At 62.3% G+C, this 11,612-nt stretch carries 10 protein-coding genes; 7 read left to right on the top strand and 3 right to left on the bottom strand.

The window, feature by feature from the left end; translation table 11 throughout:
• The first annotated feature begins 162 nt into the window (after positions 1-162).
• From IC757_RS15915 to IC757_RS15940, 6 genes are all read left to right on the top strand, one after another.
• A complete protein-coding gene (locus IC757_RS15915) occupies positions 163-2,061 on the top strand; it encodes a PAS domain-containing sensor histidine kinase (RefSeq protein WP_190975255.1) in 1,899 nt (632 codons plus the stop codon).
• Positions 2,058-2,681: a response regulator transcription factor gene (locus IC757_RS15920; protein ID WP_190975256.1), complete on the top strand. Its 624-nt coding sequence runs from the start codon at positions 2,058-2,060 to the stop codon at positions 2,679-2,681. Before IC757_RS15915 ends, IC757_RS15920 begins: the two co-directional genes overlap by 4 nt.
• Positions 2,682-2,735: 54 nt before the next feature.
• Positions 2,736-3,176: a response regulator transcription factor gene (locus IC757_RS15925; RefSeq protein ID WP_190975257.1), complete on the top strand. Its 441-nt coding sequence runs from the start codon at positions 2,736-2,738 to the stop codon at positions 3,174-3,176.
• A gap of 107 nt (positions 3,177-3,283) precedes the next feature.
• Positions 3,284-3,982, top strand: coding sequence for a Crp/Fnr family transcriptional regulator (locus IC757_RS15930; RefSeq protein ID WP_190975258.1), 699 nt, complete (start codon positions 3,284-3,286; stop codon positions 3,980-3,982).
• Positions 3,983-4,063: 81 nt separating this feature from the next.
• On the top strand, positions 4,064-4,522 hold the full coding sequence (locus IC757_RS15935) for a hypothetical protein (protein ID WP_190975259.1): 459 nt from the start codon (positions 4,064-4,066) through the stop codon (positions 4,520-4,522).
• 259 nt (positions 4,523-4,781) lie between these two features.
• A complete protein-coding gene (locus tag IC757_RS15940) occupies positions 4,782-6,908 on the top strand; it encodes a TonB-dependent receptor family protein (protein ID WP_190975260.1) in 2,127 nt (708 codons plus the stop codon).
• Between the two features lie 6 nt (positions 6,909-6,914).
• Here the strand turns inward: IC757_RS15940 and IC757_RS15945 are convergent, their stop codons facing one another.
• Entirely contained in the window at positions 6,915-7,781 is an 867-nt protein-coding gene (locus IC757_RS15945) for a U32 family peptidase (protein ID WP_190975261.1), read from the bottom strand.
• A complete protein-coding gene (locus tag IC757_RS15950; protein ID WP_190975262.1) occupies positions 7,778-8,773 on the bottom strand; it encodes a peptidase U32 family protein in 996 nt (331 codons plus the stop codon). Before IC757_RS15950 ends, IC757_RS15945 begins: the two co-directional genes overlap by 4 nt.
• Before the next feature lie 210 nt (positions 8,774-8,983).
• Between IC757_RS15950 and IC757_RS15955 the strand changes: the two genes are divergently transcribed.
• The gene (locus IC757_RS15955) at positions 8,984-10,123 is read left to right on the top strand and encodes a sensor domain-containing diguanylate cyclase (RefSeq protein ID WP_190975263.1); all 1,140 of its coding nucleotides are present in this window, start codon (positions 8,984-8,986) and stop codon (positions 10,121-10,123) included.
• Here the strand turns inward: IC757_RS15955 and IC757_RS15960 are convergent, their stop codons facing one another.
• Positions 10,124-11,590, bottom strand: a complete 1,467-nt coding sequence (locus IC757_RS15960) for a UbiD family decarboxylase (RefSeq protein WP_190975264.1) — start codon at positions 11,588-11,590, stop codon at positions 10,124-10,126.
• Positions 11,591-11,612 lie beyond the last annotated feature (22 nt).

Raw genomic sequence — 11,612 nt, forward strand, 5'->3', positions numbered from 1 at the left:
GTCGGCACGTCCGGCTGACCACCCGGCGCTGCGCGCGGGTGGTCAGCATTCTGGGCCCGCAACACGCCTGCCGCCTCAGGCGGCCCGCGACATCAGGATCAGCGCACCGCATGGATTCGGTATCATACGGTGACGTATGCGTTGATTCCCCCGGGACTCCTGATGACCGTGCCGACCTCCCCCAGCGGGTCCTTACATGATGTGGCCGCCTCGGACTTGCTCGATGCGCTGCTCGACATTTCCGGTCAGCTGGTGGTCATGCTTGATGCCGAAGGTCGAATCCTGTTGTTCAACCGGGCCTGCGAGGAACTGACCGGGCATGCCGCCGGGGAGATCATCGGGCGATCGATCTGGGAGACTCTGATTCCCGCCGATCAGGCCGACAGGGTCCGCGCCGTGGCAGAGGCACTGGTATCGGGAACCGGCGGCAGGGAGTTCACCAATCACTGGGTGGGACGCAACGGCCAAAGACACCTCATCCGCTGGCGCAACCGGTTGCTCACGGGCGGCGATGGCAAGTCTACTTGCATCCTGGCAACCGGCATAGACATCAGCGCAGAAGACCGCGCCAGACGGCAGCGTCGGCACGCGGAAGTCCGGCTGGAACACCTGCTGGACTCGCTGCCTGTACTGATCGCCCAGATCGACTGCAATTGCCGGGTGCTCTATGCCAACGACGGCTACCGGGAATGGTTTGGCCTGGACCCCGCCGCACAGCACGGGCGACATGTCCGGGAAATCATCGGTGAGGCCGCTTTTGCCACGCTCGGGCCGCGCTTTGCGCAGGCACTGGCCGGAGAAAGCGCCACGCCTCACGGCAAAGTGCCTTATGCCCGAGGCGGAACCCGCTTCATACACGGCAACTACATCCCCTCTTACGATGAGCACGGACAGGTCGACGGCTTTTACATCCTGGCCGTCGACATCACTGCCGAGAACCGCCTGCGCGAGCAGCTCGCCGAAGAACTGCGTCGCAGCAAGACCATTGTCGATCATGCTTTTGACGGCATCATCACCATCGACCCCGATGGAATCATCCAGAGCTTCAATCCGGCCGCCGAGGAGATGTTCGGCTATAGCGCCAGAGAAGTCATCGGCCGCAATGTCGGCATACTCATGACCGAGATGGACCGCAACCACCATGACGGCTATCTCGCGAACTACCTGTCTGGTGGCCAGGCCCGCATCATTGACAGCGCCAGGGAGGTCACGGGTCTGCACCGGGATGGCTCCCCGATCGACCTCAAACTGGCCGTGGCCGAGATCCGCGACCGGGAACATATCTTTGTCGGCTTCACCCGCGACATTCGCGCTCGCAAGCGGGCCGAACGGCAAGCCCGCGAACACCTGGCCGAACTGTCCCACGTGACCCGGCTTTCGGCCATGAACGAGGTCACCTCGGGCCTGACGCACGAACTGAGTCAGCCGCTTACGGCCATTGCGGCTTCAGTCGAAGCCTGCCAGATGCTCAGCGAGAGAGGTGAAGTGGACCTGGCACGGTTGCGGCACATGCTCGAGCAGATCGCCTGTCAGGGCGAACGGGCCCGCGGAATCATCGATCAGCTGCGCTCCTTCCTTCGCAAGGGGCAACCCGAGGAGCTGGTCAGTTGCCAACCGGCCAAGCTGGTGGATAACGTACGCAAGCTGCTGATTCACGAACTGGAAGTGGCGGGTATCGACGTTCGAATCGACATGGATCAGGCGCCCGACCAATGGCAGGTCAATCGAATCCAGGTTGAGCAAGTGCTGTTCAATTTGTCCAAGAACGCCATCGATGCCATGCGTGAATCCAGCAAAGATCGAATCCTGCAGATTCGTGCACAAGGCCTGGACGAGGGCTGCCAGATCGAGATCATGGACAATGGCCCTGGTATTTCCGAGGACGCCATGCAGCAGTTGTTCAGCCCGTTTTTCACGACCAAGAGCGAAGGCCTCGGACAGGGCCTGGCCATCTGTCGATCCATTGTCGACCGTCATGGCGGATGCCTGGAAGCAAGCAATCGGCCCACGGGAGGCGCGGTATTTACTATGTGGCTTCCACTGAGTCCACCGGCGTCATGACTCGCGCCCGGGAGACTTCGGCAACAGTGGTCATCGTGGACGATGACGATGGTGTTCGCCTGTCTCTGGAATCACTGCTGGAAGTCGCCGGCTACACAACCGTCACGCATGCCAGTGCCGAAAGTTTCCTGGACTCCGACTGGCCAGGCGGACCCGCCTGCGTTCTGCTGGATTTGCGCATGCCGGGACTCGGTGGCATCGACGCACACCACCAGATCAGGAACAGGGATGCAGAACTGCCAGTCATCTTCCTGACCGGCCATGCCGATGTACCTGCTGCAGTGCAGGCACTAAAGCAAGGCGCCTACGACTTTTTCGAGAAGACCGGATTTGATCACGGCCAGTTGCTGGAGCGGATCGAATCGGCCATGGCACAACACCGACAGCGACTGGCGCACCGTCAGGAAGAGCAGGCGCTTCAGTCACGGCTGTTGACACTAAGCGAACGTGAACGCCAGGTGGCCTGTCTCGCCGCTCGTGGCATGCCCAACAAGATCATTGGCCAGGAACTGGGAATCAGCGAACGCACCGTCGAAGTTCACCGGGGCCGGGTGATGCGCAAGCTGGCGCTGCGAAGCGCGGCCGACCTGGTCCGACTGGAGCGCTTCCTCGATGACTGATTACTTGACTCCCATCACCTCCATGTCTGGCCCGGCATGCTCCAATATTGTCCCATGACGACCATTCCAGGGTTACGGTTGATGGAACACGCAGGGTTTGCCTACGGAAAACCGCCGATCATCATCGTCGAAGACGATGATGCCGTGCGTGCCTCCCTGGTGACACTGGCCGAGCTCAGGGGCTGGAATGTAACGGCCTTCGCCTCGGCGCTGGAGTTTCTCGACTGGTCCGAGGAAGCCGAGGTACGCCCGGCCTGCCTGGTGATCGACCTGCAGATGCCGGAGATGAACGGCGCGGAGCTGGCCGAGTGGCTTCAATCGCACAACCGCAATATCCCCACGCTGGCATTGACCGCGTGGCCTGATGGTGACCTGGCCCACCGGGCCAGCAGTGCGGGCGTGTCTAAGGTCATGTCCAAGCCGATTACCCCATCGGAATGGATCCGGGCCGTGGAACAGGTCTGTACCCTGCAGCCCGGACCACGCATGCAGTAGGTTAACCTGGCAGGTATGTAGACATCAGTCGTACGGGGATCCCCTCATTGGCAGCTCTGCCTGTCAGCGCTAGTCTGTTTCGACAGTGAACACAGAGGAGCGTCGACATGGGCCTGAATCCGCAGCGACACAAGCCGGCTCCTCATCGTGCTGTCACGTCGTCCCGACACTGGAGTACCGGGACCGAAAAACATTTCGCCACACGCCGTCTCCTGCAGCAAGGCGAACATCTCTTTCACGCCGGCGAACAGCTCAAGCACGCCTACGTGGTACGCAGCGGCTCGCTGAAAAGCTATGTGATTCACCGGGACGGCGAAGAGCAGTTTCTCGAAATACATGGCCCCGGCGACGTACTCGGGTTCGACGCAGCCCTTGGCGCTCCGGCCAACCGCGGGGTGATTGCACTGGATGTCTGCAGCCTGCAGCCCCTGTTGCACGTGGCAACCTCCATTGATGCCGGCAGTACCGATGATTCGGTTCACACGCTGCTGATGGGCATGTACCGCGAGATCGGTCGGCTGACCCGACGACTTGAACTGGAGCGCCACCACAGCGAACGCCGCATGGCCGGATTTCTGCTCGACCTGGCACAACGCCAGGGTCGTGACATTGGCTGCCCGACCCGGATTGACCTGCCGGTCTCCCGGCGCAACCTGGCTCATTACCTTGGAATGGCGCCGGAAACGGTATCGCGCACTCTGTGTGGTTTCGAAAGCCGTGAGTTCATCCAGGTCGACAACCGCCGCATTCGAATCGTCGATTCGGAGGCCCTGGAAACGATGGCCGCCGGTGGGGAAGTTTCTTAGTCACTCACCGTTCCGGACCGTGCCCCCGGCGCCAGTCCTTGGTAAACTTCGGTTCCCCACCGAAGCCAAAGACAGGATCGGATGCGCTACAAGACGGTAAAGGATGTGCTCGACTGGACTGCCGAGCTGCACAAGCAGCTGGGAGACCTGGCCAGGAAGGTTGCTGACAATCCCGAGAGGGCTCGTCTCAAGCTGGTAGTCGACTACCTGGCAGACCACGAAGCGCGCCTGAAAGACGCCATCGTGAAGTTCGAGGAAGCCTCCCCCGACGGTGTACTGGCAACCTGGTTCGACCGTGCCCCCGAGATCGAGCTGCCCGACCTGGAACAGGAGGCCGTGGCGCTGGCGCACGCCGACAATATCGAACAGGCGGTCTCCCGGGTGGTGGAATTCCATGAGCATATCGTCGGAATCTACACTCAGCTGGCCGAGCAGACCAACAACGAAAAGATTCGCGAACTGTTCGAGAATCTCGCCGCACTGGAAAACCACGACAAGCTGCACCTGGTACGCAACGCGCATCACCTGCGCGACATGTAAGCGCAGATCCGTGCCGCCCGTCGCGGCGTCAGCAGGCATGACCCACTAGTCACCGACTGTATCGACGGCGCATTACGGCGAGCGGCCGATCAACCGGCAACCAGGTTGCCGTGCCCATCCATGCCCCCGGAGCGCTCCTGGAATCTCGGGTAAGCACCGGATCATGACGATCCGGAGGTTTAAGGGAATACTTGGTGTTGTAAATGCGAGTGACTCTCATTACAATATCGATTCCTATTTGAACCAACGTGTACCTCATATGTCGAAAAGAACGCACAACAATAACGCTCTGCCCGTGGTGATTTCCGCCGCCACCCTGCTCGCCACCGGCCTGACCCATTCCGCCGTAGATACCGATGGCGCCGGAGAACGTACCTTCCAGGAGGCCGCTTCGATTGAGCTGCCGCGTATACGCGTCGTTGCCCCGACGCTGACCGCCCTGTCCACCACCCCGGGGGCCGTTTACGAGATTTCCGAAGAGGATATCGAACAGATCCAGCCACGCTCGACCGAGGACCTTCTCCGTCGCGTGCCCGGCATCTACATCAAGCGTGAGGAAGACAGCGCGGTGGTGACCAACTTCGGCGTGCGCGGTCTGCCGGCCGGAGACTACAAGACCCTGGTGCTGGAGGATGGGGTCCCGATCCAGCCCGGAATCTTTGTCGGCAACGCCCGCTACTACAACCCGCGCGTGCAGCGCATGGAAGGAGTCGAGGTGCTCAAGGGCGCCTCATCACTGCGCTATGGCCCGAACAACATCGGCGGCGTGATCAACTACCTGACCCGGACTCCCGATGATGGCCTGGTGATTTCGAGCCGGGTCGGTTCCTGGAACACGCGCGAGGCCACCGTGGAACTGGGCGGCAGCTCGGCTTCCCGTGAATCCCAGTTCGGCATCATGGCCACCCGCGGTACAAGCGATGGCTGGATGGACAAGGGCTGGGACATGACCGATGTCATGGTCAAGGCCGGCAGCGCGCTCGGTGACGATCATTTTGTCGGGGTGAAATTATCCTACTACGAAAATGACGCCAACATCTCCTACCGCGGCTACTTCGAGGATGCCTTCGAGGCCGGTGCCACCTTCAACCCCGCACCGGATGACTACTTCCTGACCGACCGCCGGGCCTTCGATGTCAACCACGAATGGAACATCAGTGACGATATGCGCTTGCAGACCGTGGCCTTCTGGAGCGAGATGAGCCGTGATTACTGGCGGTTCAATGTTGACGGCACGACCACCAACGCCGAGGGCCTGACCGTGTGGAACTTTACCGACATCCTGGAGGGCCGCAACCGCGATTTCGAGCGGGTGGGTTTCGAATCCCGCTTGTTCGTGAACCACAAAGCCTTGGGTGTCGACAACGAGGCCCAGTTCGGCCTGCGATTCATGCAAGAAGAGATGCACGACACCCGTCCCCGGGCGACCCGGGCTGCCCCTCGCGACCCGGTTTCTCTGGACTCGGGACCGGGCCAGCCAGCCTTGCGTCGCAACCGACTGGATTCCGCCGACAGCCTGGCGCTGTATGCCCAGAACCGTTTCGACGTCAGCGAGCGACTGTCGGTCACGACGGGATTGCGCGTGGAAACCTACGAGCAGGAACGCAAGGACCTGCAGCAGACGGTCGATCGCGTGGACAGCTTCAGCAATACCGAATGGCTGCCCGGCTTCGGCGCCACCTTCCAGGTCAACCCCTCCACGCAGCTCTATGGCAGCGTATACATTGCATTTGCACCGCCCCTGGTCGGCAGCGTAGTCGGCTCCGATGATGTCCCCACCGAGGCCGAGAAATCAGTCAATGTGGATCTCGGCATGCGCGGTGGCAGTGGCTCGTTCACCTATGAGTTCACCGCCTTCCGCATGGATTTTTCCAACCAGGTGGATCCGGGCATTTCCGGCATCCGGCCGCCGCATGAGGGCAGCGCCCTGATTCAGGGCATGGAGGCCTCTGCCGGCTACGAGTTCGGCAACGGTTTCGGCATCAACGGCAACCTGACCTGGATCCCGACCGCCGAATTCGGTGAAGATCGCCCCGGTGAAGCGGAGGAAGGCAATCGCCTGGCCTACTCACCAGACTGGACCGCCAATCTCACCCTGAGCTATCGAACAGGCGGGCTGAAGTCCGCCGTGCTGCTGAATTACACCGACGAGGTGTTCGGGGATGGGATGAACCGCACGGAGATCGACCCGCTCAATCATATGGGTGGATTGATACCGAGCTATTACACTGTCGACCTCACGGCAAACTACGACTTCAGCCAGCACCTCAACGTCTTCGGTGCCGTCAGGAACCTCACCGACAGGCGCTATATCGCTGGACTGCGCCAGGGCATCTACGCCGGCCCCGAGCGCAACTTCGAAGTCGGGCTGACTTACCGTTTCTGAGAACCTTCAGTCGGCCATGCCGGGCGCGCCCCGCCAGTAGCCACCGACCGAATCGGCCGACGCTGTGACCGGTTCCCCGGACAGCGCCTGAACAAAGCGCTCAATGGTCTTTTCCATGTCATTGTCCTGGGGGTAGATGCGCAGAATGTCGGCGCCGGCTGTGGCCAGTTCCTGCACATGGGAGGAGAGATCCTGAATGCCGGCACTCTGGATCTGTATGCCGTTCATGTTAAGAAAGGGCTGATCCTCCCGGGTTCTGACCCGCTGGCCATCGGGATGATGGATGCACTCGAACTGGCACTGGTCCTTGCCGCGCCCCACCGCCCTGGCCGTGAAACAGCGTGCCGAATGCGAAAGGGGGATACGCCCGTAAGCCAGCACTTCGAACTCCGGCAGCTCCCCGCCGTCCTCGCGTAGCCCGGCCTTCATGGATTCAAGCTGCTCCCGGCCCAGTTCCACCGGCAACACCATGCGACGCATGCCCGCGCGCATGAGAATGCGCGCGGCCTGGTGATTGTAGGTATTGACCCCGGGGCCGGCAACGAAATCCAACCCGGCCTGTCGACAGAGTTCCACGACCGACAGATCACCGGCCTCGACCGGAAAGCTGCCGTTGCCAACGATACGCTTGCAGGCCGACAACTCGGAGGCCGCCTCGATCAGCGTCAGGGTGGACAGCACTACCTCGTGTCCGGCCGCATGCAGATCGCGCGCCAGGCGCATCCAGTCATCCAGACTGAGCTCGCGCCGTTTCGAACAGACCGTTTCTCCAAGATAAATGGTGTCCAGTGGCTGACCGGCCATGGCCCGGTAGAAGTCCAGCGTCTTTTCGCGCGGCCAGAAATACTGCAGGGGGCCCAGAGACAGTTTCATTGCCAGGCCCTCTGGTAGGGGCCCAGCGTGACCTGGTGGCCCTCGGAAAGCCGGGTCAGTTCCTGCTGCCATTCTTGCTCGTTGACCGAGGCTTGCGGCGAAGCCTCCAGGCGATCGATGGCTTGTCGCCAGATACGGGTCACTGTTCCGACATAGGCCGGGCTGCGCTGGCGCCCCTCGATTTTGACGGCGGCAATGCCCATGGCCTTGAGCCGGGGCAGCAGTTCAAGAGTATTGAGGCTGGTGGGCTCTTCCAGGGCATGAAAAGTCTGCCCGCCAACCCGGTAACGACCCTTGCACACCACTGGGTAGCCGGCCGGCTCATCGGCGGCAAAACGGTCGATCAGCACGCCGTTCAGACGAGCCGTCTTGCCCGCCGGCGTATCTTCCCACTGGACGAATTCGGCCGGTGAACAGACACCGGCAACGTTGGGCGACTTGCCAGTGACGTAGCTCGACAGCTGACAGCGACCTTCGACCATGATGCACAGGCTGCCAAAGGCAAAGACCTCCAGCTCCACCGGCGACTGCCCGGCCAGATGCTCGACCTGCCCGATGGCCAGCACTCTCGGCAGCACGGCCCGGGATATGCCGAACTGCTCATGGTAGAAACGAAGTGCGGCCGGGGTGGTGGCCGATCCCTGCACCGACAGGTGCCGGCGAATATGGGGATGCTTGCGGGCTGCAAAGTCCATCACCGCCATTTCGGCGATGATCAGGGTGTCCACGCCCAGATCGGCGGCACGATCGACCGCCGAGTACCACTGGTCGAGGCGATCGGATGTGGGATAGGTATTGAGCGCCACGTAGACCTGGCACCCCCGGGACCGGGCATGGGCCAGGCCCTTATCGATCTCGCGATCGGAAAAATTCAGGCCCGGAAAGGCGCGTGCATTGGTGGCGTCGCGAAAACCCAGATAAACCGCGTCGGCGCCGTTGTTGACGGCTTCGTAAAGGGCGGGCAGCGAGCCGGCCGGACAAACCAGTTTCATGTCGAGCATCGGAGATGGCAGCAGTGGAAGTGTGCGACTCCCCGGACGAAATTTCCTTGACCATCATCAAGGTCCGTATCCCGGAGACGGCGGGTGGAAAGGGCCGCGCCGGCAGGCCACGAGTCTGGGCACGAAGTTGATCCGTCACAATAACGTGGCCCGGCACATCGCTTAGACTGAACTGCATACCCGCTCCATCCGGCCCGGCCCATGCTTCCGAAACGCCCCGAACTGAATCAACAGCAAAGCCTGGCTCTGGCGACGTATCACCAGCAGCTCGCCCGGCAGATGCTGATTGCCGCCTCCGGGCTGGTCATCTTGGTGGTGCCGGCCTACCAGCTTCAGGAGTTCTTCCTGATCGGCGCGGTGCCCGAACACTGGGCGGCACATGCCGCCTGGCGTTCACTGCCCCTGCTCGTCGCCGTCTTTGCACTGGCCTGGTGCAGCATTCGCGGCGACGCTCATGGTGCGCCTGTCCTGCTGCGCCTGCTGGCCCTGGCGGTAATGAGCATGATGTTCGGCCTTTTTGCCGTGCACTGGATGAATGATGGCACCCAGGTTGATCGGATGCTGCGCGGCATCATCATCTCCACCTTCGCCGTGACCCTGTTTTCACTGAAGGGCTGGCGAGAGTTGCTGGTTTTCTTCGGACTGCCCTTTGTTGCCCTGCTGGCCATGCTTCAAGCCCGGGGGTACCCGGCGCTGGAGGTCATGACGGTCATGTTCGACCCTCTGATGATGTTCCTGATCGCCGCCATTGGCGCCGAACTGCTGTATCGCACCTGGCTGGATGCCTTTCTGGCCAACCAGAAACTGGCCGAGCACGCGGCCACCGACCCGCTCACCGGCCTGAGCAACCGGCGCCACATCAAACCGCAGCTCCACAGCGAAACCGCGCGCGCGCGGCGACACGGCACACCCTATTCCATCCTCATGGCCGACCTCGACCACTTCAAGACCGTCAACGACCGCTACGGCCATGCCGTCGGCGATCTGGTCCTGCAGGAAACGGCCCGGAGAATGCGCGCCGTTGTTCGAACCGAAGACCGTATTGCACGCTGGGGGGGAGAGGAGTTCCTGATCCTGCTGACCGAGTGCGATGCCGATCAGGCAGCCATTGCGGCCGAGAAGATACGTCAGTACATGGCCGATGAACCGTTCCAGTGCGACGGGCATGCCATTCCGGTCACGATCAGCATCGGCGTGGCCCAGCATGAGGGGGCACAGGAGCCGGACGAAGTCATCGAGCGTGCCGACCAGGCGCTCTACCAGGCCAAGCAGGACGGGCGCAACCGGGTGTGTCGTGCACCGGCCATTCGGCCGGCCGCACCGGTGACCGGCGCGGCCTGATCAGGCCACGATCTGCCGGGCCAGTTCGGACATCCGGCGTTCCACCTCGGGGTCGGGCACAATGGCTTCGGGCCAGCGGCGATGAATTTCGCCCGGCAATTTGCGGGTGGCGTCGATGCCCAGCTTGGAGCCCATGCCGGCCTCGGCGGAAGCAAAATCCAGTACATCGACCGGGGTACGCTCGACCATCATCGAGTCGCGTACCGGATCGACATGATTGGCCAGCGCCCACAGCACCTCGTTGCCGTCGCGAATATCGATGTCGGCATCGACCACGACAACGAACTTCGTGTAGGTGAACTGGCGCAGGTACGACCATACCCCCATCATCACACGCCGCGCATGACCCGGGTAGCGCTTGTCGATCGACACCAGGGCAATGCGATAGGAACAGGCGGCCGGCGGCAGGTAGAAATCATGGATCTCGGGAAAGATGCCGCGCAGTATGGGCACGAACAGGTCATTGAGCGCACTGGCGAGCACCGATGGCTCGTCATGCGGGGACTTGCCCATGAAACTGCCCTGGTAAATGGCGCCGTCTCGCATCGACAGGCGATCAACCGTCAGCACCGGGTAGAGCCCACGGGCGTTGTAATGTCCGGTGTGATCGCCAAACGGCCCTTCTTCGGCAAAGTCATCAAGGTGGATATGGCCTTCCAGCACGATCTCGGCTCCCGCCGGCACCTCCAGGCCCGTCAGGGTCGTGGTCACGGTTTCGCTGCGTGCGCCGCGCAGCAGACCGGCAAACTGGAACTCCGAGAGCGTGTCGGGCACCGGGGCGACGGCCGCCAGGGTGGTGGCCGGATCGGCACCGATCACCACGGCGACCGGAAAAGGTTCGCCCGGGCGGTCCTGCTGCCACTGGGCAAGATCCTGGGCGCCGCCACGATGGGCCAGCCAGCGCATGATCACCCGGTTTCGACCCAGCAGCTGCTGCCGGTAGATGCCGATATTGCTGCGTGCCAGCCGGTCGTTGTGGGTCACGACCAGGCCCAGGGTGATCAGGCGCCCGGCATCTGCCGGCCAGCAGTGCTGAATGGGCAATGACTCGAGATCGACATCCGGCCCTTCCTGCACGCAGTCATCAAATGCGGCCCGTTTGACTCGCCTGGGGGAGACCAGCGCCAGTTGGCCCAGCTCCGGCCAGTCGGCCAGGGCGCTGCGGATCGAGCGCGGCAGCCTCGGTTGCTGCAGGCGCGCCAGAAGTTCACCGAGCTCACCGAAATCACGGACCGGTCGGTCGCCCAGTACGGCTTCGATGCGGCGGCGGTGACCGAACAGGTTGAGCAACAGGGGATGGATACTGCCGGTGGGCTGCTCCAGAAACAGTGCCGGGCCCGCGGCGGACTGGACCTGGTGGGCCAGGGTCGTGGCCTCGAGCACGGGATCGACCGGCTGGTCGACCCGAACCAGATCACCACGGCGCTCAAGGGCCGCAACAAAGCTTCTGAGATCCTGATAGGGCAACTCTCTCTCCTGCCGGACCGAC

This window comes from Wenzhouxiangella sp. AB-CW3, from assembly GCF_014725735.1.
Classification (GTDB): domain Bacteria; phylum Pseudomonadota; class Gammaproteobacteria; order Xanthomonadales; family Wenzhouxiangellaceae; genus Wenzhouxiangella.

Coding starts and splice junctions, on each gene's coding strand:
- IC757_RS15930 (WP_190975258.1), top strand. CDS start 3,284: ATGGGCCTGAATCCGCAGCGACACAAGCCGGCTCCTCATCGTGCTGTC.
- IC757_RS15915 (WP_190975255.1), top strand. CDS start 163: ATGACCGTGCCGACCTCCCCCAGCGGGTCCTTACATGATGTGGCCGCC.
- IC757_RS15925 (WP_190975257.1), top strand. CDS start 2,736: ATGACGACCATTCCAGGGTTACGGTTGATGGAACACGCAGGGTTTGCC.
- IC757_RS15950 (WP_190975262.1), bottom strand. CDS start 8,773: ATGAAACTGGTTTGTCCGGCCGGCTCGCTGCCCGCCCTTTACGAAGCC.
- IC757_RS15945 (WP_190975261.1), bottom strand. CDS start 7,781: ATGAAACTGTCTCTGGGCCCCCTGCAGTATTTCTGGCCGCGCGAAAAG.
- IC757_RS15955 (WP_190975263.1), top strand. CDS start 8,984: ATGCTTCCGAAACGCCCCGAACTGAATCAACAGCAAAGCCTGGCTCTG.
- IC757_RS15920 (WP_190975256.1), top strand. CDS start 2,058: ATGACTCGCGCCCGGGAGACTTCGGCAACAGTGGTCATCGTGGACGAT.
- IC757_RS15935 (WP_190975259.1), top strand. CDS start 4,064: ATGCGCTACAAGACGGTAAAGGATGTGCTCGACTGGACTGCCGAGCTG.
- IC757_RS15940 (WP_190975260.1), top strand. CDS start 4,782: ATGTCGAAAAGAACGCACAACAATAACGCTCTGCCCGTGGTGATTTCC.